Origin of the sequence: Streptomyces pratensis (assembly GCF_037137275.1) — a bacterium.
Taxonomy (GTDB): Bacteria; Actinomycetota; Actinomycetes; order Streptomycetales; family Streptomycetaceae; genus Streptomyces; species Streptomyces pratensis_B.
The window spans coordinates 22,600-48,351 of sequence record NZ_JBBBEN010000095.1; the positions used below are offsets into that span (position 1 = coordinate 22,600).

The 25,752-nt window shown below is 73.6% G+C and carries 22 protein-coding genes; 11 read left to right on the top strand and 11 right to left on the bottom strand.

Annotation, left to right across the window (positions count from 1 at the left end; genetic code table 11):
• Positions 1-177: 177 nt before the first annotated feature.
• Entirely contained in the window at positions 178-2,352 is a 2,175-nt protein-coding gene (locus V9U70_RS21520; RefSeq protein ID WP_336677716.1) for a phosphoinositide-specific phospholipase C-related protein, read from the bottom strand.
• A 107-nt stretch (positions 2,353-2,459) separates the two neighbouring features.
• Between V9U70_RS21520 and V9U70_RS21525 the strand changes: the two genes are divergently transcribed.
• The gene (locus tag V9U70_RS21525) at positions 2,460-3,347 is read left to right on the top strand and encodes a glycosyltransferase family 2 protein (protein WP_336677623.1); all 888 of its coding nucleotides are present in this window, start codon (positions 2,460-2,462) and stop codon (positions 3,345-3,347) included.
• Between the two features lie 7 nt (positions 3,348-3,354).
• Here the strand turns inward: V9U70_RS21525 and V9U70_RS21530 are convergent, their stop codons facing one another.
• The gene (locus tag V9U70_RS21530) at positions 3,355-4,683 is read right to left on the bottom strand and encodes an MraY family glycosyltransferase (protein WP_336677624.1); all 1,329 of its coding nucleotides are present in this window, start codon (positions 4,681-4,683) and stop codon (positions 3,355-3,357) included.
• Positions 4,684-4,919: 236 nt separating this feature from the next.
• The gene (locus tag V9U70_RS21535; RefSeq protein WP_336677626.1) at positions 4,920-6,356 is read right to left on the bottom strand and encodes a dihydrolipoyl dehydrogenase family protein; all 1,437 of its coding nucleotides are present in this window, start codon (positions 6,354-6,356) and stop codon (positions 4,920-4,922) included.
• Between the two features lie 116 nt (positions 6,357-6,472).
• Between V9U70_RS21535 and trxA the strand changes: the two genes are divergently transcribed.
• A complete protein-coding gene (trxA, locus tag V9U70_RS21540; RefSeq protein ID WP_336677627.1) occupies positions 6,473-6,871 on the top strand; it encodes a thioredoxin in 399 nt (132 codons plus the stop codon).
• A 102-nt stretch (positions 6,872-6,973) separates the two neighbouring features.
• Here the strand turns inward: trxA and V9U70_RS21545 are convergent, their stop codons facing one another.
• Together V9U70_RS21545 and V9U70_RS21550 are read right to left on the bottom strand one after the other, a co-directional pair.
• Entirely contained in the window at positions 6,974-7,240 is a 267-nt protein-coding gene (locus V9U70_RS21545) for a hypothetical protein (RefSeq protein ID WP_336677628.1), read from the bottom strand.
• A gap of 51 nt (positions 7,241-7,291) precedes the next feature.
• Positions 7,292-8,314, bottom strand: coding sequence for a LacI family DNA-binding transcriptional regulator (locus tag V9U70_RS21550; protein WP_336677629.1), 1,023 nt, complete (start codon positions 8,312-8,314; stop codon positions 7,292-7,294).
• 146 nt (positions 8,315-8,460) lie between these two features.
• Between V9U70_RS21550 and V9U70_RS21555 the strand changes: the two genes are divergently transcribed.
• The 5 genes from V9U70_RS21555 to egtD all read left to right on the top strand — a co-directional run bounded on the left by V9U70_RS21555 (position 8,461) and on the right by egtD (position 13,916).
• Positions 8,461-8,928: a type II toxin-antitoxin system PemK/MazF family toxin gene (locus tag V9U70_RS21555; protein ID WP_336677630.1), complete on the top strand. Its 468-nt coding sequence runs from the start codon at positions 8,461-8,463 to the stop codon at positions 8,926-8,928.
• 506 nt (positions 8,929-9,434) lie between these two features.
• The gene (gene egtA, locus V9U70_RS21560; RefSeq protein WP_336677632.1) at positions 9,435-10,814 is read left to right on the top strand and encodes an ergothioneine biosynthesis glutamate--cysteine ligase EgtA; all 1,380 of its coding nucleotides are present in this window, start codon (positions 9,435-9,437) and stop codon (positions 10,812-10,814) included.
• Positions 10,811-12,202 carry an ergothioneine biosynthesis protein EgtB gene (egtB, locus tag V9U70_RS21565; protein ID WP_336677634.1) on the top strand — a complete coding sequence of 464 codons (1,392 nt, stop codon included), beginning with the start codon at positions 10,811-10,813 and terminating at the stop codon, positions 12,200-12,202. Before egtA ends, egtB begins: the two co-directional genes overlap by 4 nt.
• Positions 12,202-12,957 (top strand): ergothioneine biosynthesis protein EgtC, encoded by a 756-nt coding sequence (egtC, locus tag V9U70_RS21570; protein ID WP_336677636.1) that lies wholly within the window; start codon positions 12,202-12,204, stop codon positions 12,955-12,957. Before egtB ends, egtC begins: the two co-directional genes overlap by 1 nt.
• Complete coding sequence (egtD, locus tag V9U70_RS21575) at positions 12,954-13,916, top strand: L-histidine N(alpha)-methyltransferase (protein WP_336677638.1); 963 nt, start codon at positions 12,954-12,956, stop codon at positions 13,914-13,916. Before egtC ends, egtD begins: the two co-directional genes overlap by 4 nt.
• Here egtD and V9U70_RS21580 read toward each other — a convergent pair.
• The 3 genes from V9U70_RS21580 to V9U70_RS21590 form a co-directional block, all read right to left on the bottom strand.
• A complete protein-coding gene (locus V9U70_RS21580; RefSeq protein WP_336677640.1) occupies positions 13,859-14,761 on the bottom strand; it encodes a lysophospholipid acyltransferase family protein in 903 nt (300 codons plus the stop codon). The two genes, egtD and V9U70_RS21580, sit on opposite strands and share 58 nt — an antisense overlap.
• Positions 14,758-15,549: a GNAT family N-acetyltransferase gene (locus V9U70_RS21585; protein WP_336677642.1), complete on the bottom strand. Its 792-nt coding sequence runs from the start codon at positions 15,547-15,549 to the stop codon at positions 14,758-14,760. Before V9U70_RS21585 ends, V9U70_RS21580 begins: the two co-directional genes overlap by 4 nt.
• Positions 15,550-15,721: 172 nt before the next feature.
• Positions 15,722-16,975 (bottom strand): extracellular solute-binding protein, encoded by a 1,254-nt coding sequence (locus tag V9U70_RS21590; RefSeq protein WP_336677644.1) that lies wholly within the window; start codon positions 16,973-16,975, stop codon positions 15,722-15,724.
• A gap of 203 nt (positions 16,976-17,178) precedes the next feature.
• On the opposite strand from V9U70_RS21590, the gene V9U70_RS21595 reads away from it, so the two are divergent.
• From V9U70_RS21595 to uvrA, 3 genes are all read left to right on the top strand, one after another.
• Positions 17,179-17,394, top strand: a complete 216-nt coding sequence (locus tag V9U70_RS21595) for a dodecin (protein ID WP_336677646.1) — start codon at positions 17,179-17,181, stop codon at positions 17,392-17,394.
• A gap of 122 nt (positions 17,395-17,516) precedes the next feature.
• Positions 17,517-18,632 (top strand): MsnO8 family LLM class oxidoreductase, encoded by a 1,116-nt coding sequence (locus V9U70_RS21600; RefSeq protein ID WP_336677649.1) that lies wholly within the window; start codon positions 17,517-17,519, stop codon positions 18,630-18,632.
• 131 nt (positions 18,633-18,763) lie between these two features.
• Positions 18,764-21,187, top strand: a complete 2,424-nt coding sequence (gene uvrA, locus V9U70_RS21605) for an excinuclease ABC subunit UvrA (RefSeq protein WP_336677651.1) — start codon at positions 18,764-18,766, stop codon at positions 21,185-21,187.
• A gap of 118 nt (positions 21,188-21,305) precedes the next feature.
• Here uvrA and V9U70_RS21610 read toward each other — a convergent pair whose 3' ends face one another.
• The 3 genes from V9U70_RS21610 to V9U70_RS21620 are packed head-to-tail and all read right to left on the bottom strand — an operon-like array spanning position 21,306 to position 24,671.
• The gene (locus V9U70_RS21610) at positions 21,306-22,052 is read right to left on the bottom strand and encodes a succinate dehydrogenase/fumarate reductase iron-sulfur subunit (protein WP_336677653.1); all 747 of its coding nucleotides are present in this window, start codon (positions 22,050-22,052) and stop codon (positions 21,306-21,308) included.
• Positions 22,049-23,998: a fumarate reductase/succinate dehydrogenase flavoprotein subunit gene (locus V9U70_RS21615; RefSeq protein ID WP_336677654.1), complete on the bottom strand. Its 1,950-nt coding sequence runs from the start codon at positions 23,996-23,998 to the stop codon at positions 22,049-22,051. Before V9U70_RS21615 ends, V9U70_RS21610 begins: the two co-directional genes overlap by 4 nt.
• A 1-nt stretch (position 23,999) precedes the next feature.
• On the bottom strand, positions 24,000-24,671 hold the full coding sequence (locus V9U70_RS21620; protein WP_336677718.1) for a succinate dehydrogenase: 672 nt from the start codon (positions 24,669-24,671) through the stop codon (positions 24,000-24,002).
• Between the two features lie 131 nt (positions 24,672-24,802).
• Here V9U70_RS21620 and V9U70_RS21625 point away from each other — a divergent pair, with 131 nt between their 5' ends.
• The gene (locus V9U70_RS21625; protein ID WP_336677656.1) at positions 24,803-25,702 is read left to right on the top strand and encodes a LysR family transcriptional regulator; all 900 of its coding nucleotides are present in this window, start codon (positions 24,803-24,805) and stop codon (positions 25,700-25,702) included.
• The last annotated feature ends 50 nt before the right edge of the window (positions 25,703-25,752 follow it).

Genomic DNA, 25,752 nt, shown 5'->3' on the forward strand with positions numbered 1-25,752 from the left:
GCTCCGTCCGCGCGGTGCGGAGCCGCTGGGAACCGTAGCCTCTCACGGCCGGGCCGGGCTGCCTCCGGTCGGCTCAGGGGCCTCTCGGCACAGCCCGCCCCGGCCGGTCGCGCCCGAACGCCCGCCGGGGGCAGGCCCCTTGCGAGCGGTCGCCTCTCGGGCAGCCGCTGCGGGGCGTCACTTCTCCGTCCGGCGGGCGTTCAGTTCGTTCACCGCCCCGAGCACGTCCCCGACCGTCGAGTAGTCGACGGCGATGAAGTTGACCGGGCTGCCGCGTCGCTCCTCGCAGGTGAGGGCCCGGTCCAGGACCCAGTCCCGGGCGTTGACGCGGCCCGCGTCCAGACGGCTGCCACCTCCGTTCGTGATGAAGTGGTTGAGCAGGAAGAGCTGTTTGCCCCCGCCGCCCCGGTTCGGCTCGCAGGTCATCTCGGACGGGGTCCGGAACGTGAACGGGGTCTCCATCGCGTACCGGTAGAAGTTGCGGTACCAGGGAGCCGGGCCGTCGGCCTTCTCCGCGAACACCACGAGTCGGCGTCCGCTGTCGATCATCTCCTCCAACGTGGGCCAGGGCTGGTGCGGATCGTCGGGCGGAGCGTGCAGGAGTGCGTCGAGGCCCGCCGCGTGGAACGCCTTCTCGGTGTCCTCGGGGCTGATGTCGTCCTGGATGATGAGCGTGACGATCTCGGTGGGGTGCGCGCGCAGCCAGTCGCCGATCTCCTCCAGGGCCGGGACCAGCTCGATCGCCCCGGCGCGGCAGACGCTGTGGCAGAGCCAGAGGCCCTCACGCGGGGGGTTGGCCCGGTCGACGGCTCCGGAGATCAGGCGGCGCTGCTCGGGGGTGAACTCCGGGCTGTCGAGCCGCGCGGCGATCTCCTGGGGGCTCTCCCAGCGGTAGGTGTCGAGTTGGAGGGCCCGGACGCCGGTGTTGAGCTGGGCGGTGATGTCGGGGTCCTGGAGGGGGCCGATGAACCGGTCGGCGGTGGTGGCCATGGCGTTGTGCGAGGTGAGGTAGGCGGCTTCGTCGTAGCGCAGGTCGCACAGCCGGCTGCTGCCCAGGCAGGGGCGGGGCGCGGAGGGCCCGAACACGGGCGGGACGATCAGCACGCCCGCCAGTGCGGCGCAGACCACGCCCGCGCCCACCGCGCGCACGGCGGCCGGGGCCGGCGGCAGACCGGGGCGTACCAGGATCACCCACCCGACGCAGGCGAGGAGCGCGCCTCCGGCGAGGGCCGTGAGGGCGGCTCCCAGGCCGGTGGCCACCGTCTGGTCCACCGCGTTTCGCTGGAGGTCGTCGAGGAGCGCGGTGACGCTCGGCGGCCAGGAGGCCGGCGTGGTGAGGAAACGCCCCCCGGTGACCGGATGCACCGCCAGGGCGACGACGGCGGTCAGGACGCCCCCGCAGGCGAGCGCCTGCCCCAGCCGCATCAGCCCTCGGCCCGAAGCGGCGGGGCCGGTGTGCCACAGCACCGCGAGGGCGGCCAGGGCGAGGGCGGCGGCGAGCGTCTGGAGCAGGGTGAGGAGTCTGACGTAGTCGCGGGCGCGCTCCAGGGCGGCGAGGTCGTTCCCGGCGAGGCGCAGGGTGTCCGTGAGATCCCACGTACCGCCCTCGAGAGTGGCGCGGAGGCCGGCCGCCGCGCCCCGTGACCCGTCGGACAGGACGGCCGACACGGTGACGGCCAGGGCGGTCCACACGTCTCCCTGCGCCAGCGCCACCTCGACCTCGGGCCGCAGCGCGGGCCGTTCCCGCGCGGGGGCGGCCGCGAGCAGGACGTCGGCGGCCTGCTCTGCCTGGTCGTCGGTGAGCGGCAGGGTGGGCAGCGTGGGCGCCCGGCCCTCCGCCAGGGCGTCGAGCGCGGCGTCGAGGTCGTCGGTGAACCGGTCGAAGTCCGGCCGTTCGCGGCCCTGGAGGTTGGCCACGAGGTCGCCGAAGTAGACGCGGGCCAGGTCGCCGAGGTTCTCCAGCACCGGGGCCATGTCCACGGTCAGCCGCAGCTCGTCGCTCTCACCGCGCACGTAGGCGGTCACCGCGTGGATCTGCTGGTCGGTGAGGGCTCGCACGGTGTCGGGCGGCAGCACGACCTTGATGTTGGACGTCACCAGCGCCTCGGGCACCGGCAGGTGCGCCAGCAGGTCGCGGGTGACGGGTGAGAGCTCCGGGTCGACGAGCACCTCCCTGTAGAGCCGGTCGTACGCCGACTCCTCCTCCAGAACGGCCTGGTAGAAGCCGGGCGAGGCGACGGTGCCCCGGGCGGTCGCGGTCAGCGCGACCGTCGTCACGCTCAGCGCGGCCAGCAGGAACGCGATCACCGGCACGAGACGGCCGGACCGGCGCGGGGCGACGGAGCCGCCCATGGGCCGGAACGGCTGCGTCTTCTGAGGGGCGCTCACCCACCCAGCCTATGCGGAATATCAGACTTTATGCATGAATGATGAGAAGTGATGAGTCGAGGAGCCCCGCTGTGCACTCCTTCCATCTGGCCGTGCTGATGACGAGCCACGACCGCCGCGCGCGCACGCTGTCGGCGCTGCGCGCCCTGGACGAGCAGCGGGGGCTGCCCGCCGGCGCGACGCTCGGCGTGCATCTGGTCGACACCGGCAGCACCGACGGTACGCCGGAGGCGGTCCGGGCGTGGTACCCGGCGGTCGAAGTCATGTCAATGGGCCCGGACACCACCCGCGACCAGGCACTGCGCGTCGCGAGCCGCAACAGCCGCAGCGGGGGCGGCGGCGGGGGCCCGGTCCACGGCGCGCCCGGCGGGCAGAGCCACCCGTGGACGCATCAGCTGTGGCTCGACGACGGCGTCGAACTCGTCCCGGACGCCCTGGTGACGCTGTTGCGGACGGAAGCTGAGGCCGGTCCCGACGCGGTCGTCGTGGGTGCGGTGCGCGGTGCCGACGGGGAGACGGTGTACTCCGGCCGGCGCGGCAGGTCCCTGACGCTCGTGCGGCCCGCCGTACGGCGGTTCGAGCCCTGCGACACGTACGACGGGCGGGTGGTCCTGCTCTCCCGTGCCGTGTACGAACGGGTCGGGGACCCGCACAAGGCCTTCCCGCACCGGCTGGGCGACTACGACCACGGGCGGCGCGCCCGGCGGGCCGGCGTGCCCGCGTTCGTCGCCCCCGGGCACATCGGCGTGTGCGCGGACACGCCGGGCCCTGATCGGTCGCGGGAACCGGGGATCGGGGTCCGGGAGGCGCTGCGCCGGGTGACGTCCGTGCGGGAGCTGCCGCCCCGCCAGTGGTGGTCCTACTGCCTGCGGCACACCTGGCCGTGGGCGCCTTGGCTGATGGTCTCCCCGTACGCGCGCACCGCGGCCCGTGCCGCTCTCGACCGCCGGCACGGGTGATCGGAGGTCAGCTCCGCTCCGCGGCGACCGGTGCGGTGGTGCGGCCGGTCGGCGGCGGTGGCACCGTCGGTCGCCCGGCGGCGGTCCTCGCGGGGACCGGGCCGGAGGGGCCCACCGCGCCGGGGCTCCTCTCGACCGGGACGCCGGGCGCGGTCCGCCCGCCCCCCGCACCGGTCCTGCGCAGGGCGGCCTTCGCAGGCCCCGCGGCAGCGGGCGCGACGGCCCGGGGCGCGAAGGGCCTGCTCCACGCGGGGCGCTCGACGACCGGCCTGGACATCGCCGCCCGGTCCGGGGGGCCGGTGCGTCGCCCCGTCGGCGCGCGCCGGGCGGACGGGCGGGACGGCGCCGCGTACACCGGGACCCTCAGCAGGCCGAACACCGCGGCCGCCGTGCCCGCCAGCGGCACGAGGAGCAGCGCGGGGTGCAGCAGCTGCGCGTACACCAGCGTCCCGGCCAGCACGGGCACACCGGCCCACAGCGCCAGGAGGATCGCCGTCCCCGGCGCGGTCACACGGAGGCGGCGCAGCCGGTGCGCGATGTGGTCGTCCGCGCCGCGCAGCAGGGGGCGGGCGGCGCGGCGGCGGGAGACCACGACGAGGGCCGCGTCGGCCAGGGCCACGGTCGCCAGGACCGGCAGCGCCGCCCATGCGGCGCGTCCGGGCGGAGCCGCCGCCTGGATCAGCGCACCGGAGGAGGCCAGCACGAATCCGGTGAACTGGGCCCCGCAGGAACCCAGGCACAGGCGTGCGGGGCGCCGGCAGTGGAGCAGGAGGCCGACGAGGCTCGCCTCCAGTGCGGCCGGGAGCAGGGCGGGCGGGCGGCCGCCGTAGAGGGTGGCGCAGACGAACAGCCCGGCGGCCGTGACGACGCCGACGGCGGCCAGGACCCCGCCGGAGTGGTCCAGCAGGGCGAACGCGTTCGTGACGAGGACGATCCAGACGACGGCGAGGGCGGCGGCTGCCGGGGACAGCCCGGCGAAGCAGACGACGAGGACCGCGGCGGCCGTCTGAACGGCGAGGCGCAGGGCGGTCCACAGCGGCTTCAGGTCGTGGACGAGCCCGAGGAGGGCGACGAGCGCGGCCCCGGCGAGCACCCCAAGGACCGATCCGGCGGAGTCGTCGGCCGCGCCGAGCCACACGGCGGCGCCGGTCGCCGCGCCGACGCCGAGTGCGACCGCCGCACCGCCCGCGTGGCGCAGCACTCGGCCTCGCGGCGCGCGCCCTTCGGGTCCGTGCGGCTCCTGGGGGCGGTACGCCGCACGGCGGGCGGCCTTGGCGAGTACGACCGTGATGACCAGCGCGGCCATACCGGTGGCGATGATCCCCAGCACGTTCACCTGCCCTGCCTTTCTCCTCGGTGGTGACCTGCGGCGCGGGGAGGCCGGTGGCGGCGTTACGGCGGCCGCCCGGCCCCCGCCCGGTGGCGGGTCGGGGGGCACAGGACGCCACTCGGGTGGCGTTTCTCCCCAACCTACGGGCCGATGCCCACATTCACCCCAAATAACACGAAAAGGGACACGTATTGTTCTGGTGCTCCAACGCCCCCGACCAGGCGTCGGCCCGCCGCCGGCTCTCAGCCGCGGTACGTCTCCAGCAGCCGCAGCCAGACCTCGCTGATGGTCGGAAACGCCGGGACCGCGTGCCACAGTCGGTCGATCGGGACCTCGCCCGCCACCGCGATCGTCGCCGAGTGCAGGAGCTCGCCGACGCCCGGGCCGACGAAGGTGACGCCGAGCAGAATCTCGCGGTCCAGGTCCACGACCATTCTGGCCCGGCCCCGGTAGCCGTCCGCGTAGAGGCCGGCGCCGGCGACCGAGGCGAGGTCGTGGTCGACCGCGCGGACGCGGTGGCCCGCCCGTTCGGCCTCGGCGAGAGTGAGGCCGACGGACGCGGCCTCGGGGTCGGTGAACACGACCTGGGGGACGGCGACTTGGTCGGCGGTGGCCGCGTGGGCGCCCCAGCGGCCGGTGTCCGGGCTCGGCCTCCCCTGGGCGCGGGCGGCGATCGCGGCGCCCGCGATACGGGCCTGGTACTTGCCCTGGTGGGTGAGGAGGGCGCGGTGGTTGACGTCACCGACCGCGTACAGCCACTCCGTGCCCTCGACACGGCAGCTGTCGTCCACGGTGATCCAGGCGCCCGGTTCCAGGCCGACCGTCTCCAGGCCCAGGTCGTCGGTGCGCGGTGCCCGCCCCGTGGCGAAGAGGACCTCGTCGGCCTCGATCCGGTCGCCGTCGTCCAGTTCCACGGTCACCGGCCCGTCGGGCGTCGGGCGGTGCACGGAGGTGACGGAGACTCCGGTGCGGACGAGGGCCCCGGCCTCCGTCAGCGCCTCCGCGACCAGCTCGCCCGCGAACGGCTCCATCCGGGGGAGCAGACCGCTGCGGACCAGCAACGTCACCCGCGAGCCCAGCGCCTGCCAGGCGGTCGCCATCTCCACGCCCACCACTCCCCCGCCGACGACGACGAGCCGGCCCGGCGCCTCCTTGGCGCTGGTGGCCTCGCGGCTGGTCCAGGGGCGGGCCCCGGCGATCCCCGGGAGGTCGGGGACGACGGCCCGGCTGCCGGTGCAGACCGCGACGGCGTGCCGCGCGTTGAGCCGGTACTCCGTGCCGTCGGGCGCGGTGACGGAGACCTCCCGGGGACCGGTGAGCCGTCCCGTACCGCGGTGGACGTCCGCGCCGATGCTCTCCAGCCAGGCGACCTGGCCATCGTCCTTCCAGTGGCTCGCCTCGTCGTCCCGGTGGGCCAGGACGGCCTGGACGTCCAGGGGGCCCCGCACCGCGTCCCGCAGCCCGGGGACGCGGCGGGCGTCGGCGCGGGCGACGACGGGGCGCAGCAGTGCCTTGCTCGGCATGCACGCCCAGTAGGAGCATTCGCCGCCGATCAGTTCGGATTCCACCACCGCCGCCGAGAGCCCGGCGGCGCGGGCCCGGTCGGCCACGTTCTCGCCCACCGGACCTGCGCCGATGACCACGACGTCGTACTCCGAGGTCCTGCCTGCATCAGTCATGGAAACAGTGTCCTCGCGCGTGTGCGCACCGGCCACATGGGCAGGCGGAATAGCGCAAAGCCAGTCACCGTTGTGCCGGACAGATCCGTACGGGCACAGGAAGAGGTATCTGAAGTATGAGCACCGTAGAGCTCACCAAGGAAAACTTCGATCAGGTCGTGAGCGAGAACGACTTCGTCCTGATCGACTTCTGGGCTTCCTGGTGCGGACCCTGCCGGCAGTTCGCGCCGGTCTACGACGCGGCCTCCGAGCGCCACCCCGACCTGGTCTTCGCCAAGGTCGACACCGAGGCACAGCAGGAGCTGGCGGCGGCCTTCGAGATCCAGTCCATCCCGACGCTGATGATCGTCCGCGAGAACGTGGCGGTGTTCGCACAGCCGGGCGCACTGCCCGAGTCCGCCCTGGAGGACGTCATCGGACAGGCCCGGAACCTGGACATGGAGGAGGTCCGCAAGTCCGTCGAGGAGCAGCAGCGGGCCGCCGGGGCCGACCAGGGACAGCCGGAAACCCCGTAGCCCCACGACCGGCACGCGGTCGAGGCGAGGGGCCCCGGCCGGGGCCCCTCAGTCGTGCCCGGCCTTCCGGCGCGCCCGCGGGCCCCTGGCGGCGGGCCCCTGTCAGGAGGCCGGCCCGGCGCCCCCGGCGACGCGTACGGACATGCCGTAGTCCAGTTCCTCGCCGTCGATGAGCACGGCCTCCACCGTCCGGGTCTGCGGGTCGATGTCCGCCTCCATGCCGTCGCCCGCGTACCGGGGGTACCCCGAGGCGCCCGTCTCGCCGGTGGCGGCGACGACCGCCGAGCGGATCGGCCGGCCGGGTGCTCCCGCCCGGGTCCTGCTGTGGTCGGGGATCAGGAGCAGTTCGTAGTTCTGCGGATGGCTCATGCCTCCGACGCTAGACATCCGCCGCGCGTCCCGCACGCCGCGCCGGGACGCTCAGCTGGATTCGCGGTGCACGGCGCTGGTGCGGAGCAGGTCGTGGTGGAACGGCGACCCGCCCGGGTGCTGGACCATGCGGTCGATCGTCTCGGCCAGGGGCTGCGGCACCGCGAGTTCCATGCGGACGGTGCTCAGCCGGGGACGCAGCAGCCTGCCTAGGAGGGAGTCGTCCGCGCCGATCACCGCGGTGTGCGCGGGCACGGGCACCCCCGCGTCCTGGAGAGCCCGCATCAGCAGCATGGCGTACTCGTCGTTGTACGCGAACACCGCGTCCAGCCCCAGCTCCGGCCAGCGGGCCGCCAACTGGGCGGCGGACTCCTCCTCGTAGCGCAGCGGCAACGGACGGACGCGGGCCCCCGCCGGTTCGGCGGCCCGGCGCGCCCCGGCGAGGCGGGGTTCGGAGAACGGCGCACGGCCGGGCTCCTGGGGCATGACGACCCCGATGCGTCGGCGACCGCGGGCCAGCAGGTGTTCCACCGCGGTGCGGCCGACCCGGCGTTGGTCCATGACCAGGCCGTGGGCGCCGTCCACGGGTTCGGGGCCCAGGGTGATCACCGCCTTGGCTCCGGAGCGGGTGAGGATACCGGTGCCGTGCCGGGTGAGGGAGATGCCCGGCGGCACGACGACGGCGACGGGCCGCAGTTCGGCCCAGGCCGTGGCGGCCTCGTCGGCGCTGAGACCGACGCTGCCGTACTGGACGACGGTGTAGTCCAGACGGCGCAGCCCCGCCTGGAGTTCCTCGAAGAGGTACTGGTGCATCGGTCCCGCCGGTATGTGTCCGGAGGGCAGCAGCACCATGCGGCTGTGTCCGGCACGCAGGCTGCGGGCGGCCGCGTGCGGAACGTACCCCAGCTGGAGGGCTGCCTCCCTGACCCGGCGCCGAGTGGGTTCGCTGATCCGGACGGAGGCGTTGTTGTTCAGTACGTACGACACGGTGGCCCGGGACACTCCGGCGAGGCGCGCGACATCGGCGCTGGTCGGAACGGAGACTTCGGCGGGCTGCTTCGGTAACTGGCTCATGGCGTGCGGCAGTCTTCCAGACCGGTGGGACGGGGTCGCGGCCCGGGGTCCGCGGGTCCGGCGGCGGTGGCCAGAACCCCGCCCCGCGTGCCGGCTCCGTCGGCCCCGCTCCCGGATTCGGCCGGTGGAGGTTCTACGGTGTTGCGATGACGTTCCACCACAGCGCATTCCGCTCCGACAGCCCGCCCGAGATCCCCGGCAGCAGCGGTCCGGCGGCCACCGAGCAGGCCGATCCGCACGACGTGGGCCCGGTCCGCACCTCCTACGCCCCCGACCGCGACGGCGCCCCGGACCCGGGCGAGATCGTCTGGACCTGGGTGCCGTTCGAGGAGGACGACGGGCGCGGCAAGGACCGTCCGGTGCTGGTCGTGGCCCGGGAGCCGGCGGGCACGCTGCTCGCCGTCCAGCTCACCAGCAAGCAGCACGAGGGGGACAGCGAGTGGGAACCGCTGGGGGCGGGCCCGTGGGACAGCTCGGGGCGGCCGTCCTGGGCCGGCCTGGAGCGGGTCATGCGGGTTCACGAGGACGGGATGCGCCGGGAGGCGTGCGCGCTGGACCGGGAGCGCTTCGACCGGGTGGCCGGGCGGCTGCGGGAGCTCTACGGCTGGAGCTGACCGGGGCCGACGGAGCTCGCACGAAGGTGCGGCCGCGACCGCAGGCACCCGCTCGGCGCGATGCGGCGGTCGTCCTGCGGGGCCTGTCGGCGGGCCGCCCCGGCGCCGGCGAGGCGAGGGAGCCCACCGTGCACGGGGCGTCCGGGGAGCGGCCTGGGCCGGCGCTGGGTTGGCCGGCGCCACGGGCGAGCGGGCCACCCCGGTCGGTGCGGAAGGCGCCGCGTTCGACGCGAGCAGCTCCGCGGGGGCCGGAGCCGCAACCCCGCGGTGGACACGCTCTGACCTGCGGCGTCGCCACAGCACCCGGCCTCGACGCCCGTCCGGGACCTGCCGCGCGATCCCCCGCGGCCGCGCGCTCCCCGGCCCGCCCCCGTGTGGTGCATACGGGGCACGCTGCTCGTGTCCCCGCCGGGGCGCGAGCCGGTTTCGCCGCCCCGGCGGCACCCTTGTGCGATCTCGGGGTACGGGTTTTGGTGGTAGGTACGCAGCTGAGAAGGAGGCCCCACATGCCCCCGGACATTCCCGGCGCAACGGGCTCGCGCCCGGACGCCGCCCCGCTCGCCGAGGGCGCGGCGGAGGATCTACTGCGCGGCATCTGTTTCAAGACCGGGCCGCCCCGCAGCGTCGGTGTGGAACTCGAATGGCTCATTCACGACCGGGCGCGCCCTGACCTCCCGATCACGCAGGAGCGGCTCGACAGCGCTGTCGCGGCGGTCCGCGCGCTGCCGCTCAGCGCATCGCTGACGTTCGAGCCCGGCGGGCAGTTGGAGCTCAGCTCACAGCCGGCCGGATCACTGATGGAGTGCGTCAGAACCACCGCCGCCGACCTGGCCGCGGTCCGGGCCTCGCTGGCGGAGGCGGGGCTCACGGCGGCGGGGCTCGGCGTCGATCCGTGGCAGCGGCCCCGCCGCAGGCTGCGAGAGCCCCGGTACGAGGCGATGGAGGCGGCGCTCGACCGTTCGGGCCCGGCCGGACGGGCCATGATGTGCACCTCCGCGTCGGTCCAGGTCTGCCTGGACGCGGGCGAGGAGGAGCCGGGGCCGCTGGGCTACGGTCGGCGCTGGCAGCTCGCGCACCTGTTGGGGGCGGTGCTGGTCGCGTCGTTCGCGAATTCGCCGTTCCGCCAGGGCCGCAGGAGCGGGTGGCGCTCCACCCGGCAGGCCCTGTGGACGGACCTCGACCCGGTCAGGACGCTGGCGCCGCCCGGCGGGCGGGCCCCGCGCGAGGCCTGGGCCGCGCATGTGCTGGACACGCCGGTGATGTGCATCCGGCGCGAAGAGGGCCCCTGGGACGTGCCGCGGGGTCTCACCTTCCGGGAGTGGATGCGCACCGGTGTCCCCCGCCCGCCGGTCCGGGCCGATCTCGACTATCACCTCACGACGCTGTTCCCCCCGGTCCGGCCGCGCGGTCACCTCGAACTGCGCATGATCGACGCGCAGAGCGGCCCCGACGGATGGCTGGTGCCGGTCGCCGTCGCCACCGCCCTGTTCGACGACCCGGAGGCCGCCGAGAGCGTGTACCGCACGGTGAAACCGCTGGCCGAGACGGCGGGGGCGTCCGCGGCCCCGCGCAACCCGCTCTGGACGGCGGCCGCCCGCGAGGGCCTCACGGACCCGGAGCTGCGTGCCGCTGCCACCGCCTGCTTCGACGCCGCGCTGCCGGCACTGGAGCGGATGGGCGCGAGCGAGGCCGTACGCCAGGCCGTGGCCGTCTTCGCCGACCGCTATGTGGCCCGGGGGCGCTGTCCGGCCGACGACCAGCCCGAACCGGGCGAACCGGCCGGCGGAGGGCTGCTGACCGCCGCCGGTCTGCCGCCCGTTCCGCAGGCCGGGCCCGCGGGCCCGGCCCCCGGCCCGCCGCACCCCGGAAAGGCGGCTTCCGCATGACCGAGCACCGTGAGCACTCGGACGCCTTCGACCCGGCCCGGTCCGCGGGGCCCGCAGCCACGGGCTTGCCGGCCCCACCCGGCGTCGATCCGCAGGCGCTGCGACGAAGCGCCTTCGATGCCCTGGAGCGGGCACGCGCACGCACGACCGCGCTCACCGACAGTGTGGACGACGACGAACTGACCGCCCAGCACTCCCCGTTGATGTCCCCGCTGGTCTGGGACCTGGCGCACGTCGGCAACCAGGAGGAGCAGTGGCTGCTGCGCGCGGTCGGCGGCCAGGAGGCCATGCGTCCGGAGATCGACGGGCTGTACGACGCCTTCGAGCACCCTCGCGCCTCCCGCCCCTCGCTACCGCTGCTGGCGCCCGCAGAGGCACGGCGCTACGCCCGCGACGTGCGGGGCCGGGCGTTGGACCTCCTGGAGCGCACGCCGCTGCACGAAGGCGGACGGCCGCTGGAGCGGGCCGGGTTCGCCTTCGGGATGATCGCCCAGCATGAGCAGCAGCACGACGAGACGATGCTGATCACCCACCAACTCCGTGCGGGCCCGGCGGCGCTCACCGCCGCCGACCCGCCCCCGCCCGAGGCGACCGGTGCGCTCCCCTCCGAAGTCCTCGTCCCCGGGGGGCCCTTCACCATGGGCACGTCCACCGAGCCGTGGGCGCTGGACAACGAGCGGCCCGCGCACCGCCGGGACGTGGCCGCCTTCCACCTGGACACCTCCCCGGTCAACTGCGGGGCGTACCTGCGCTTCGTCGAGGACGGCGGCTACGCCGACGCACGCTGGTGGGCGCCGGAGGGCTGGGCCATGGTCCGTGAACACGACCTGACCGCACCGCTGTTCTGGCGCCGGGAAGCGGGGCAGTGGCTGCGTCGCCGCTTCGGGGTGACCGAGTCGGTGCCGGACGACGAGCCGGTGCTGCACGTCAGCTGGTACGAGGCGGACGCCTACGCCCGCTGGGCGGGGCGGCGGCTGCCCACGGAGAGCGAGTGGGAGAAGGCAGCCCGCCACGACCCGGTCTCCGGCCGCTCCCGCCGCTACCCGTGGGGCGACGAGGACCCGACGCCCGAGCGGGCCAACCTGGGCCAGCGCCATCTGCGTCCGGCGCGGGCCGGGGCTTATCCGCAGGGCCGGACCCCCTTGGGCGTGGGGCAGTTGATCGGTGACGTGTGGGAGTGGACGGCGAGCGATTTCCTGCCCTACCCGGGGTTCGTGGCGTTCCCCTACCGCGAGTACTCGGACGTCTTCTTCGGTCCGGGACACAAGGTCCTGCGGGGCGGCTCGTTCGCCGTGGACCGGGTCGCGTGCAGGGGCACGTTCCGCAACTGGGACCTCCCCGTGCGCCGGCAGATCTTCGCCGGGTTCCGGACTGCGAGGGATGCCTGATGTGCCGTCACATCGCGTACGTCGGAAGGCCGACGGCGCTCGGCGAGCTTCTCCTCGAACCGGCGCACTCACTGGTGCGGCAGTCATGGGCGCCACGCCGCCAGCGGTACGGCACGGTCAACGCGGACGGCTTCGGCGTGGGCTGGTACGCGGAGGGCGACCCGGTACCCGGGCGGTACCGGCGCCCGGGGCCCGTATGGGGCGACCAGACGTTCCTCGACCTGGCCCGGGTGGTGCGCAGCAGCGCCCTGCTCGCCGCCGTACGCGACGCCACAGAGGCGGGGGCCGACGGGGAGGCCGCGGCCGCGCCGTTCGCCGCCGGACGCCTCCTGTTCAGCCACAACGGCATGGTGCGCGGCTGGCCCGGGTCGCTCGCGGCGGCCGCCGCCGCGCTGCCCGCGGAGGAACTCCTGTCGCTGGCCGCCCGCAACGACTCCGCACTGGTCTGGGCGCTGGTGCGCCACCGGGTCGCCGCCGGGGACGAAGTGCCGCGTGCCGTCGCCGAGACCGTCCGCGACGTCGCGGCGGCTGCGCCCGGCTCCCGGCTCAACCTGCTGCTCACGGACGGCGTCACGATCACCGCCACCGCCTGGGGCGACAGCCTGTGGTACCTGTCGGCGCCGGGCGGCTCCACCGCGGTCGCCTCGGAGCCCTACGACGACGACCCGCTCTGGCGCGAGGTCCCCGACCGCACCCTGCTGGTCGCGACCTCCGCAGACGTCCTGCTCACCCCGCTCAAGGAGCCCTCAGCGTGAGTCCCTTCCAGCTGACCCGCACCCTGCCGGCGGACGCGACCGACGCGGCGCTGCGCGCCGACGTCCTCAGCGGTCTGACCGGTCGTCCCAAGACCCTGCCGCCGAAGTGGTTCTACGACGCCCGCGGCAGCGAGCTGTTCGAGGAGATCACCCGACTGCCCGAGTACTACCCGACCCGCGCGGAGCGGGAGATCCTTCAGGAGCGCGCCGAGGAGATCGCCGCCGCGTCCGGAGCGCGGACCGTCATCGAGCTGGGGTCGGGCTCGTCGGAGAAGACCCGCCATCTGCTGGACGCACTGCCGGAGCTTCACACCTACGTGCCCGTCGATGTGAGCGAGAGCGCGTTGAGCGGCGCGGCCGAGGCGCTGCTCGCCGAGCGCCCGGAGCTGTCGGTGCACGCACTGGTCGCGGACTTCACGGGGGGTCTGGCCCTGCCGGGGTCGCCCGGGCCGCGGCTGGTGGTGTTCCTGGGCGGCACGATCGGCAATCTGCTGCCGCGGGAGCGGACGACGTTCCTGCGATCGGTGCGCTCGCTGCTGTCCCCCGGCGACGCGCTGCTCCTCGGCACGGACCTGGTGAAGGAGGAGGCCACGCTGGTGGCCGCGTACGACGACGCGGCCCACGTGACGGCCGCCTTCAACAAGAACGTGTTGAACGTCGTCAACCGTGAGCTGGGAGCGGACTTCCCTCTGGACGACTTCGACCACGTGGCGGTGTGGAACCGGGAGGAGCGCTGGATGGAGATGCGGCTGCGCGCCCGGCGGGCGCTGAACGTGAAGATCCGGGAACTGGACCTGGTGGTGCCGTTCGAGAGCGGCGAGGAGCTGCGTACGGAGGTGTCGGCGAAGTTCCGGCAGGAGGACGTGCGCGAGGAGCTGGCCGCGGCGGGGCTGAGGCTGGCTCAGTGGTGGACGGACTCGGCCGACCGGTTCGCCCTGTCACTGGCGACGGCCGTCTGACCGGGTCGGCCGCCGCCTCCCAGGACGGCCGCGCGGGCGGTGCGGGCCAGGGCCCGGCGGCCGGGTTCGCCGTGGGCGGGGATCGGGGCGAGGACGTCGGCCTCGGCGGTGAGCCCGGCGGCCCGCACCACCCGCCACAGGGAGGCGGCCAGCGGATCGTCCCCGACGAACGCGACGGCGCGGGCGGGCCGCTGGCCGGCCCCGGACGCGGTGCGGTAGGCGATGCGGACCGGCCGTACGGTCGCGCCCGCGTCGATGGCGGCCTGGAACACGGCGGGCCGGAAAACGCCCCCGGTCCCTCGCCCGCACCAGGTGCTGCCCTCGGGGAACACCACCACCCGGGAGCCCGAGCGCAGAGCTCCGGCGATGGTCCGGACGGCGGTGGGCAGAGCGCGCAGGCGTTCGCGGTCGATGAACAGGGTGCCGCCGAGCGCGGCCAGCGGACCGAGTACGGGCCAGCGGCCGATCTCGCTCTTGGCGAGCATGCGGCCGGGCAGCACGGAGGCGATGAGCGGGACGTCGAGCCAGGAGACGTGGTTGGCGACGACCAGCTCTCCGCCCGTGGGGGGCTGGGCCGGGCGGCCCCGTAGGGACACGCGTACGCCGAAGGCCCGGAGCACGGCGCGCGCCCAGCCCCGTGCCAGCCATCGGCGCGCGGGGGCCCCGAGCAGCGCGGCGAGCGGGGCGAGGAGCGCGCCGACCAGGGTCAGCGTGCAGCCGGCCAGCAGCAGGAGGGCGGCGGGCAGCGGGGCGCGCACCGCCCCGGCGTGCCGGGCGCATCCGCCGGGGGTGCAGGGCGCTGCGGGCAGCCAGGCGCTTCGCGCGGCGGGAGGGCGGGCGCTCATCGCAGGGGGTCGAGGGAGAGGAAGTGGCGCAGATAGCGGGGGTCGGTACGGCGCAGCGAGAGCAGGACGTACAGGTCGGCGACGTTGAAGTCGGGGTCGTGGGCCGGGGCTCCGCAGACCCAGGCGCCGAGACGGAGGTAGCCGCGCAGCAGCGGCGGGAGCTCCTTGCGGGTGCCTGCGTCCTCACCGTGCCCGGAGGAGTCCCAGAGGCGGTGCGGGGTGACCCAGTACTCCTCGGGCGCGAGGTGGGAGGCGCGGACGGTGTTCCAGCTCCGGGCGGCGAGCGCCCCGCCGTCGGCCAGCGGCAGCGAGCAGCAGCCGGCGAGCCAGGTGTGGCCGGTGCGTTCCATGTAACGGGCGAGTCCGGCCCAGACGAGGGCGATGACGGCGCCGTCGCGGTGTGCGGGGTGGACGCAGGAGCGGCCGACCTCGACGAGGTCGTGGCGGATCGGCGCGAGCCGCCGGAGGTCGAACTCGCCCTCCGCGTAGAGCCGTCCGGCTCTACGGGCGCGGTCCGGCGGCAGCAGTCGATAGGTGGCGACGACGTCCCCGGTGGCCGTCTCGCGGACCAGGAGGTGGTCGCAGTGGGCGTCGAAGGCGTCGCTGTCCAGGCCGGGCTCGGTTCCCTCCAGCCGGGCTCCGAGCTCTCCGGCGAACACCAGGTGACGCAGGCGCTGGGCGGCGCGTACGTCCTGCGGGCCGGTCGCGAGGGAGACGCGGTAGGCGGGTTCCACCGGGCCGGCGGGGGGCGAGGAGGCGAGGGGCGGGGCGCTGGGCAGCACGGTCATGGCGGTCTCCGGGGAGGGGTCGGCTAGGGGCGCTGCCGGGCCGCCGCCCTGTGCGACGGCCCGGCCCCCCTACTTCTTCCGTCACCGGCTGGATTCGACATGACCGCTGTGGGGATCGGGGATGTGCGACGGCTGAATCCCCAGGGCCGCCGCCGGGTCGACCGGCGGCGGGTCAGCCGCCGGCGAGGATGGCGGTGATGCGCTCGGAGGCGGTCTTCGCCGCTTCCTTCGGGTCGCCGCCCTGGAGCACCGCCGTCATGTACGGCTTGATCGGGTTCTCCGCCTCCACCCTGGCCCATTGGACCGAGTTGGGGGTGGCGCGTCCGCGGACGGCCCCCTTCGCCATCGCCGAGGTGCCTTCGTCGCCCTCGATGACGTGGGCCAGGCTCGGCTTGTTGGGGACGTAGCTCATGCTGCGGGCCAGCTCCGTCTGCCACTTCTCGCCGGCCAGCGCCTTGACGACGTCGATGCCGGCGGTGCGCTCGTCGGCGTTCTTGGGCACGATGAGGTCGGAGCCGCCGGTGAAGACGGCGCCGGGGGCCTTGGAGGTCTTGCCGGGAATGGGGAAGTAGCCGAGCTTCCCCTTGAGTTCGGGATTCTTCTGCTCGATGAGCGCCGCGCTTCCGGGTACGGAGATGATCTGGGCGACGTCACCCTCGGCGAACACGTCGGCCTGCGGGGGTTTCTCCTCGTCGGCGTCGGTCGGGCCGTCGCCGAGCGCCTGGAGTTCCTTGTAGAAGTCCATGCCCGCGAGTGCCTCAGGGGTGTCCAGCGAGCCCTGCCAGTCGCCGCCGTTCTCGTCTGCGAGTTCGCCGCCCTCGTCCCAGATGAATCCGGCGAGCACGTACCAGTTCTGGCCGGCCAGATAAATGCCCTGGGTGTCCGGTGTGTTGAGCTTCTCGGTGGCGGCGATCCAGTCGGCGCGCGTCTTCGGGGCGGAGTCGATGCCCGCCTCCTCGAAAAGCTCCTTGTTGTAGATCACCACCCGGTTGGCCGCGTACCAGGGAATGCCGTACTGCACGCCGTTGATGCTGCCGGGCTGGGCGAGACCGGGAAGCCAGTCCTCACTGCCCAGGTCCCGCATGGACTCCAGGGTCAGATCCCGTAGACCGCCGCTCTCGGCATACTGCGCGACCTGCGTGTTGCCGACCTCGATCACGTCCGGGGCGTCGTCGCCCTCCAGTGCGGAGAGGACCTTGGGGCCGATACCGCTCCACTCCTGGATCGTGAATTCCAGCTCGATCGAGGGGTTCTCCTCCTCGTACGACCGGGTGAACTTGTCCAGGAACCCTGGCGAGACGCTGTTCTTCATCAGCCAGACGGTCACCTTCCGGTCGCCGCCGTCCGCCCCCGAGAAGTAGCCGCATCCACTGAGAGTGACGGACGAGACGAGCGCGACGGCTCCGGCCAGTATGCGGTTCTTCACGTGGTCACCTTCTGCAAAACGGCACGACGGAATCAGGGACCCGGTGTGGGGGATTGCGGGCGGCGCTCGCACGGGTGTTTGGCCGAATCTTGGTATGGACTAATCACCAGGTCAAGGAGTTGGCTCGTCCCGGTTCGCGCGACTTGCCCCCTCGCGAGACGTCCCGGATTGAGGCACCGTGGACAGACGAGAGGAGACAAACCATGGGAAACCACACCTATCGGATCACCGAGATCGTAGGAACCTCCGAGGAGGGCATCGACGCGGCCATCCGGAACGGCATCGCAAGAGCCGCGGAAACGTTGCACAATCTCGACTGGTTCGAGATTGACCAAGTGCGCGGCCACATCGAGGATGGCCAGATCGCGCATTACCAGGTGGGCCTGAAGGTGGGCTTCCGTCTCGACGAGACCACCTGATCAGGGTGCCTCCTCCTGCCGTCCGGCGAGCACGGCCACCCCTCCACGGCCCGCCCCGGCCCCCTGCGGCACGCGGCTTGCGGGGAGGGGAATCCTGAGGGCGCGGTGGTGTTGAAGAGAACGTGAGTTCTCTCCTCGCCGCCACGCGGTTCTCCGTCCTCGACCGTTCCCGTACGCGCGAGGGGCACGACGGCCCGCAGGCCCTGCGCGACACCGTGAGCCTCGCCCAGGAGGCGGAGAGGCTCGGTTACCACCGCTTCTGGGTCTCCGAGCACCACGGGGTACCGGGCGTCGCCGGATCGGCCCCGACGGTGCTGGCCGCCGCGGTGGCCGCCGCGACCACCTCCATCCGGGTCGGCACCGGCGGCGTCATGCTGCCCAACCACCGGCCTTTCGTCGTCGCCGAGCAGTTCGGGGTCCTCGCCGCGCTCTTCCCCGGACGCATCGACATGGGCCTCGGCCGCTCCCTGGGCTTCACCGAGGGGGTCCGCCGCGCTCTCGGCCACGGCAAGGAGGAGGCCGAGGACTTCCCCGGCCGGCTCGCCGAGCTGCTCGGCTGGATCGACGGCGGCCAGCGGGTCCACCCCGGGGTGCGCGCCCACCCGGCGGAAGGGCTGGCCGTCCCCGCGTACGTCCTGGCGATCGGCGAGGGCGCGTCCGTCGCCGCGGCAGCCGGGCTTCCCCTCGTCATCGGCGATCTGCGGGGCCGGGAGAAGATGCTGCGCGCCATCGAGACCTACCGCCGGGGGTTCCGGCCCTCCTCCCGGTCCGAGCGTCCCGAGGTGATCGTCGCGGGCACGGTGGCCGTCGCGGGCACTCAGGAGGCGGCCCGCCGGCTGCTGATGCCGGAGGCGTGGGCGATGGCCCACTCCCGTACTCGCGGGGTCTTCCCGCCCCTGGCGCCCGCAGAGCGCGTCGAGCGGCTCCCCATGCCGGCCAGGGAGCGGCGCCTCTACGAGCAGGGGCTCGACGGGCACGTCCACGGCACCGAGGCCCAGGTGACCGAGCAACTGGAGAAGGCCCTCAAGGAGACCGGGGCGGACGAGGTGCTCGTGACCACCAGCACCTACGACCGCGAGGCCCTGATCGACTCCCTGCGACGTCTCGCCCGGATCACCGGCCTCCGGGCCGGGGACAGCGCTCCGGGCGCCGACGGGAGCACGGGCGTCCGGCGGTCGGCGGTCCTCGCCGAGCCGGGGGCGCCTTCCGAGCGCGCGCCCCGCCGCCCGCAGGGATGACGCGACGCCGCCCGGCATGCGTCTCAGGGCCGACGCGGGGTGCCTCCCGCAAGGCCGCCACCTGCGCCGACTCCTAGAATCGAGCTGTTCGTCCCAGGCGTCGTCACCCCACCCCCACGGAGCAGACCCGCATGCACTCCCCCCACGATCCGTACGTCCGGGTGCGCGGCGCGCGCGAGCACAACCTCCAGGATGTCCGGGTCGACATTCCGCGCGACACCCTGACCGTGTTCACCGGGGTGTCCGGGTCGGGGAAGTCCTCGCTGGCGTTCGGGACGATCTACGCCGAGGCGCAGCGCCGCTACTTCGAGTCCGTCGCGCCCTACGCGCGACGGCTGATCCACCAGGTCGGCGCACCCGCCGTCAGGGAGATCACCGGGCTGCCGCCCGCCGTCTCACTGGAGCAGCGGCGCTCGGCCCCCGGGGCCCGCTCGTCCGTCGGAACGGTCACGACGCTCTCCAACTCGCTGCGCATGCTCTTCTCACGCGCCGGGGACTATCCGCCGGGCGTCGGGCGCCTCGACTCCGACGCCTTCTCCCCGAACACGACCGCCGGGGCCTGCCCCGAGTGCCACGGGCTGGGGCGGGTCCACCGGACGGACGAGGAGCTGCTCGTACCCGATCCCTCGCTGTCGATCCGGGAGGGGGCGATCGCTGCGTGGCCGGGCGCGTGGCAGGGCAAGAACCTGCGCGACGTTCTGGACGCCCTCGGCTACGACGTCGACCGGCCCTGGCGCGAGCTGGAGGCGCGGGACCGCGAGTGGATGCTGTTCACGGACGAGCAGCCGGTCGTCACGGTGCATCCGGTGCGGGACGCCGGACGCATCCAGCGCCCCTACCGGGGCACGTACATGAGCGCGCGGCGCTATGTGCTGCACACGTTCGCCGACACCAAGAGCCGCACCCTGCGGGCGAAGGCGGAGCGCTTCTTGACCAGTGTCCCGTGCCCGGTGTGCGGCGGGAACAGGCTGCGGCCGGAGGCGATGGCGGTCACCTTCGCCGGACGGACCATCGCGGAGCTGGCCGCGCTGCCGCTGTCCGCCCTGTCCGACGTGCTGGCCGGGGCGGGCGGCGAGGAGACGGCCCGGGTGCTGACAGCTGACCTGCTGGCCCGCATCGGCACGGTGACGGAGCTGGGCCTCGGGTACCTGAGCCTGGACCGGACGGCCCCCACGCTCTCCTCCGGAGAGCTGCAACGGCTGCGGCTCGCGACGCAGTTGCGCTCCGGGCTGTTCGGCGTCGTCTACGTCCTGGACGAACCGTCGGCCGGGCTGCACCCGGTGGACACCGAAGCGTTGCTCGGGGTGCTGGGGCGGTTGAAGGAGGCCGGCAACTCGGTGTTCGTCGTGGAGCACCAGATGGACGTCGTGCGACGCGCGGACTGGCTGGTGGACGTGGGGCCGCTGGCCGGGGAGCACGGCGGGCGGGTGCTGCACAGCGGGCCGCCCGAGGGCCTCGCCCAGGTGCCGGAGTCCGCGACACGGCGGTTCCTGTTCGACGAGGGGGCCGCACCGGCCCGCGAGCCGCGCAGCCCGACCGGGTGGCTGCGGCTCACCGGGGTGGAACGGCACAACGTGCGCGGCGTCGAAGCCGCTTTCCCGCTCGGGGTGTTCACGGCGGTGACCGGCGTGTCCGGGTCGGGGAAGTCGACCCTGGTCGGCCAGGTGCTCGCCGGGGTATTGGCGGACCGGCGGACGGGCGAGGAGGCCGGGCCGGGTGAGCGGTACTGTGCGACGGCGGAAGGGCTCGACGCGGTGGACCGGCTCGTCCAGGTCGACCAGAAGCCCATCGGCCGTACGCCCCGGTCCAACCTGGCCACGTACACCGGTCTGTTCGACGCTGTGCGCAAGCTGTTCGCCCGGACGCCGAGGGCCCGGGAACGCGGCTACACGGCGGGCCGGTTCTCGTTCAACGTGACGGGCGGCCGGTGCGAGACCTGCCAGGGCGAGGGCTTCGTCTCGGTGGAGCTGCTGTTCCTGCCCAGCACCTACGCGCCCTGTCCGGACTGCCGCGGCGCGCGCTACAACCCCGAGACGCTGGAAGTCACCCTCCGCGGGCTGACGGTCGCACAGGTGCTGGACCTCACCGTGGAGTCGGCGGCGGCTTTCTTCGCCGGGACCCCTGCCGTCGAACGCGCGCTGACCACCCTGGCGGACGTGGGGCTCGGCTATCTGCGCCTCGGACAGCCCGCGACGGAGCTGTCGGGCGGCGAGGCCCAGCGCATCAAGCTCGCCGCCGAGCTCCAGCGCACCCGCCGCGGGCACACGATGTACCTGCTGGACGAGCCCACGACGGGGCTGCACCCGGCCGATGTGGAGGTGCTGATGCGGCAGTTGCACTCCCTGGTGGACACGGGGAGCACGGTCGTGGTCGTGGAGCACGACATGGCGGTGGCGGCCGGCGCGGACCATGTCATCGACCTGGGCCCGGAGGGCGGGGACCGGGGCGGCCGGATCGTCGCCTCCGGGCCGCCGGCCGAAGTGGCGCGGAAGGCGGGCAGCCGTACGGCGCCGTATCTGGCGAAGGCGCTGCGGCGGGGCCGGTCCACGCCGTAGCCGCGTCGGTCCGGCACCGGTGGCCCCGGGTCGGCCGGGGCGGCGGTCCGGGTGCCGTGGGGCCCCGCGCTTAGTGGCCGGGGCCCCACGGCAATGCCTGTGCCGCTCATCGCCCGCGTCAGCGGCGGATCTTCCGGGTGGCGCGCAGCCATTCCTTGTTCATCGCGGTGATCGACGGCAGCGGGATGCCCTTCGGGCAGACGGTGGCGCACTCGCCCGCCAGGGTGCAGCCGCCGAAGCCCTCCTCGTCCATCTGCGCCACCATGTCCAGCACCCGGGTCTCGCGTTCCGGGGCGCCCTGCGGCAGGACGTTGAGGTGGTTGACCTTCGCCGAAGTGAACAGCATCGCCGAGCCGTTGGGGCAGGCGGCGACGCAGGCTCCGCAGCCGATGCACTCGGCGTGCTCGAAGGCGAAGTCGGCGTCGGGCTTGGGCACCGGAGTGGCGTGGGCGTCGGGGGCGGTGCCGGTGGCGGCGGCGATGTAGCCGCCGGACTGGATGATCCGGTCGAACGAGGAGCGGTCCACGACCAGGTCCTTGACGACCGGGAAGGCGGAAGCGCGCCAGGGCTCGATGTCGATGGTGTCGCCGTCGGAGAAGGACCGCATGTGGAGCTGGCAGGTGGTGGTGCGCTCCGGACCGTGCGCGTCGCCGTTGATGACGAGGCTGCACGCGCCGCAGATGCCCTCGCGGCAGTCGTGGTCGAAGGCGACGGGGTCGTCCCCGGCGAGGGTGAGCTCCTCGTTGAGGGTGTCGAGCATCTCCAGGAAGGACATGTCCGGCGAGATGCCGTCGACTTCGTAGGTGGCCATGGCGCCAGGCGCTTCGGCGTGTCGCTGGCGCCAGACGCGCAGGGTGAGCTTCATGCGTAGCTCCGCTGGGTGGGGTGGACGTCGCTGAAGACCAGGTCTTCCTTGTGCAGGACGGGGGCCCGGCCGGTGTCGGTGAACTCCCAGGCCGCGGCGTAGGAGAACTCCTCGTCGCGCCGCTCGGCCTCGCCGTCCGGGGTCTGGGACTCCTCGCGGAAGTGGCCACCGCAGGACTCCGTGCGGTGCAGGGCGTCCAGGCACATCAACTCGGCCAGTTCCAGGTAGTCGATGATGCGGTTCGCCTTCTCCAGCGACTGGTTGAACTCCGCGCCGGCGCCGGGGACCTTGATGCGGGTCCAGAACTCCTCGCGGATCTCCGGAATCCGGGCGAGCGCCGTGCGCAGGCCGTCCTCCGTGCGGGCCATTCCGCAGTACTCCCACATGAGTTCGCCGATCTCGCGGTGGAAGGAGTCGGGGGTGCGGTCGCCGTCGATCGAGAGCAGCCGGTCGATGCGGTCCTCGGTCTGGGCCACGGCCTCCGCGACGGCGGGGTGGGTGGCGTCCACGGTGTCGGCGAGCGGGTGGCGGGCGAGGTAGTCGTTGATCGTGGACGGCAGGACGAAGTATCCGTCGGCCAGCCCCTGCATCAGGGCGGAGGCGCCGAGCCGGTTGGCCCCGTGGTCGGAGAAGTTCGCCTCGCCGATCGCGAAGAGCCCGGGGACGGTGGTCTGGAGGTCGTAGTCGACCCACAGTCCGCCCATCGTGTAGTGCACGGCGGGGTAGATCCGCATGGGGACGGTGTAGGGGTCCTCGTCGGTGATCCGCTGGTACATGTCGAAGAGGTTGCCGTACTTGGCCTCGACCGCCTTGCGGCCCATGCGCCCGATGGCCTCGGCGAAGTCCAGGTAGACGCCCTGCCCGCCGGGGCCGACGCCGCGACCCTCGTCGCAGACGTTCTTGGCCGCCCGGGAGGCGATGTCGCGGGGGACGAGGTTGCCGAAGGCCGGGTAGAGGCGCTCCAGGTAGTAGTCGCGCTCGTCCTCGGGAATCCGGTTGGGCGGGCGTTCGTCGCCCTTGGCCGTGGGGACCCAGATGCGCCCGTCGTTGCGCAGCGACTCGCTCATCAGGGTGAGCTTGGACTGGTGTTCGCCGGTGCGCGGGATGCAGGTGGGGTGGATCTGGGTGAAGCAAGGGTTGGCGAAGTACGCGCCGCGCCGGTGGGCCCGCCAGATGGCGGTGGCGTTGGAGTTCATGGCGTTGGTCGACAGGTAGAAGACGTTGCCGTAGCCGCCGGTGGCCAGGACGACCGCGTCGGCGAAGTAGGTGTCGATCTTCCCGGTGACCAGGTCGCGGGCGACGATGCCGCGCGCTCTGCCGTCCACCACGACGAGGTCCAGCATCTCGGTGCGGGCGTGGAGTTCGACGTTGCCCGTGGCGATCTGCCGGGACAGGGCCTGGTACGCCCCGAGGAGGAGCTGCTGTCCGGTCTGGCCGCGGGCGTAGAACGTGCGCGAGACCTGGACGCCGCCGAAGGAGCGGTTGTCGAGCAGGCCGCCGTACTCGCGGGCGAAGGGCACGCCCTGGGCGACGCACTGGTCGATGATCTCGACGGAGATCTGGGCGAGCCGGTGGACGTTGGACTCCCGGGCGCGGAAGTCCCCGCCCTTGACGGTGTCGTAGAACAGCCGGCGGATGGAGTCGCCGTCGTTGCGGTAGTTCTTCGCGGCGTTGATGCCGCCCTGGGCGGCGACCGAGTGGGCCCTGCGGGGCGAGTCCTGGAAGCAGAACTGCACGACGTGGTAGCCCTGTTCGGCGAGCGTGGCCCCGGCCGCTCCGCCGGCCAGGCCGGTGCCGACCACGATGACGGTGTGTTTGCGCCGGTTGGCGGGGTTCACGAGTTTCGCTTGGAAGCGCCGGGTGTCCCAGCGTTCGGCGACGGGTCCCTCTGGGGCCTTGGTGTCGGCGACGGGATCGCCCGTCACGTACTGCGTGTAGGCGGTCATGTCAGCTCACGATTCCGGTCATGACGCCGACGGGCAGGGAGATGAAGCCCACCGTCAGCAGCGCGGCGAGAAGGTTGGCGAGGGTCTTCAGGATGCGGTCGCGGGCCGCGCTGCCGACGCCGAGCGTCTGCGCGGCGCTCCAGAAGCCGTGCCGCACGTGCAGGCCCATGGCGAGCACCGCGACGATGTAGATGACGTTGCCGTACCAGTTCGAGAAGGTGTTGATGACGTTCTGGTACGGGTGCGCGGGCTGGAAGTCCCCGCTGTGCACGGTCCCGGTGGTCAGGTCGAGGATGTGCCAGACGATGAAGAGCCCCAGAATGACGCCGCCCCAGCGCATGGTCCGGGTGGCGTAGCTGGCACGGGGCTTCTTGTGGACGTACTTGGCCGGGCGGGCCTTGATGTCGCGGCGGCTCAACTGGTACGCGGTGACGCCGTGCAGCACGACGGCGGCGATCAGCCCCACGCGGGCGATCCACAGCCCCCACTCGTAGTGCAGGACCGGCTCCCCCATGGTGCGCAGCCAGTGGGCGTAGCCGTCGAACTCGCCGGGCCCGAAGAAGATCTTCAGGTTGCCCGCCAGATGGGCGACGAGGAACCCGAGCATCATCAGGCCGCTCACCGCCATGATCGTCTTCTTGCCGACGGTCGAGTCCCAGAGCGTACGCGTCATCGACGGCCGTCGGTCCGTCCGCGTTGCCAATGCCATGGACACGACGCTAGGGGGCACTCGCCGATCAGTCCAAGACATGGTCCGGCTCAAGTCCATAGGCGTGACCTATCGAGGGAGGTTAGGCTCGGCGCATGCATTTCCAGCAGCTCACCTACTTCGTGGCCGTCGCCGAGAGCCGGCACTTCACCCGGGCCGCCGAGGCGGTGCACGTGTCGCAGCCCTCGCTCTCCCAGCAGATCCGGGCCCTGGAGACCGAATTGGGCGCCGAGCTGTTCAGCCGGGCCCGGGGCAACATCGCCCTCACCGACGCGGGCGAGGCCCTGCTGCCCCTGGCCCGGCGCATCCTCGCCGACGCCGAGACCGCCCGGCAGGAGGTGGCCGAGCTGGTCCAGCTGCGCAGCGGCCGTGTGCGCCTGGGGGCGACGCCGAGCCTGTGCACGGGCCTCCTGCCGGACGTGCTGCGCGCCTTCAACGACCGGCATCCGGGGGTGCGGCTGCTGTTGGAGGAGGGGGGCTCGCACGACCTGGTGCGTCAGCTGGCCCGCGGCGCTCTCGACCTGGCCCTCGTGGTGCTGCCCCTGCCCGCCGCCTCCCCCGCGCTGACCACGGTCGAGCTGCTCCACGAGGATCTGGTCGTGGTGTCCTCGGCCGCGGGCCCCACGCCGGGGCGTGGCGGCCGGGTCCGGATCGCGGATCTCCGGGGGGCGCCGCTGGTGATGTTCCGGCACGGCTACAACCTGCGGGAGCTGACACTGGCCGCGTGCCGCGCGGAGGGGTTCGAGCCCTCGTTCACCGTCGAGGGCGGCGAGATGGACGCGGTGCTCGGTTTCGTACGGGCCGGGCTGGGCATCGCCGTGGTGCCGAGCATGGCCGCGAACCGGGCGGGGCACGACCTGCGGAGGACGCCGCTGGCGGGGCCGGGGCTGCGGCGCACGATCGCGCTGGCGCACCGCAGCGACGTGGCTCCGCCCCGGGCCGCCCGCGAGCTCCAGCGGATGCTGCTGGAGCACGGCGGCCCGACGCCCGCCTGACCGCCGGGCCACGCCTCGGCCGGTGTGCCCGGGGCCGCCGCCCCCGGACA

Coding starts and splice junctions, on each gene's coding strand:
- V9U70_RS21520 (WP_336677716.1), bottom strand. CDS start 2,352: ATGGGCGGCTCCGTCGCCCCGCGCCGGTCCGGCCGTCTCGTGCCGGTG.
- V9U70_RS21535 (WP_336677626.1), bottom strand. CDS start 6,356: ATGACTGATGCAGGCAGGACCTCGGAGTACGACGTCGTGGTCATCGGC.
- trxA (WP_336677627.1), top strand. CDS start 6,473: ATGAGCACCGTAGAGCTCACCAAGGAAAACTTCGATCAGGTCGTGAGC.
- V9U70_RS21545 (WP_336677628.1), bottom strand. CDS start 7,240: ATGAGCCATCCGCAGAACTACGAACTGCTCCTGATCCCCGACCACAGC.
- V9U70_RS21550 (WP_336677629.1), bottom strand. CDS start 8,314: ATGAGCCAGTTACCGAAGCAGCCCGCCGAAGTCTCCGTTCCGACCAGC.
- V9U70_RS21555 (WP_336677630.1), top strand. CDS start 8,461: ATGACGTTCCACCACAGCGCATTCCGCTCCGACAGCCCGCCCGAGATC.
- egtA (WP_336677632.1), top strand. CDS start 9,435: ATGCCCCCGGACATTCCCGGCGCAACGGGCTCGCGCCCGGACGCCGCC.
- egtB (WP_336677634.1), top strand. CDS start 10,811: ATGACCGAGCACCGTGAGCACTCGGACGCCTTCGACCCGGCCCGGTCC.
- egtC (WP_336677636.1), top strand. CDS start 12,202: ATGTGCCGTCACATCGCGTACGTCGGAAGGCCGACGGCGCTCGGCGAG.
- V9U70_RS21580 (WP_336677640.1), bottom strand. CDS start 14,761: ATGAGCGCCCGCCCTCCCGCCGCGCGAAGCGCCTGGCTGCCCGCAGCG.
- V9U70_RS21585 (WP_336677642.1), bottom strand. CDS start 15,549: ATGACCGTGCTGCCCAGCGCCCCGCCCCTCGCCTCCTCGCCCCCCGCC.
- V9U70_RS21595 (WP_336677646.1), top strand. CDS start 17,179: ATGGGAAACCACACCTATCGGATCACCGAGATCGTAGGAACCTCCGAG.
- uvrA (WP_336677651.1), top strand. CDS start 18,764: ATGCACTCCCCCCACGATCCGTACGTCCGGGTGCGCGGCGCGCGCGAG.
- V9U70_RS21610 (WP_336677653.1), bottom strand. CDS start 22,052: ATGAAGCTCACCCTGCGCGTCTGGCGCCAGCGACACGCCGAAGCGCCT.
- V9U70_RS21615 (WP_336677654.1), bottom strand. CDS start 23,998: ATGACCGCCTACACGCAGTACGTGACGGGCGATCCCGTCGCCGACACC.
- V9U70_RS21620 (WP_336677718.1), bottom strand. CDS start 24,671: ATGACGCGTACGCTCTGGGACTCGACCGTCGGCAAGAAGACGATCATG.
- V9U70_RS21625 (WP_336677656.1), top strand. CDS start 24,803: ATGCATTTCCAGCAGCTCACCTACTTCGTGGCCGTCGCCGAGAGCCGG.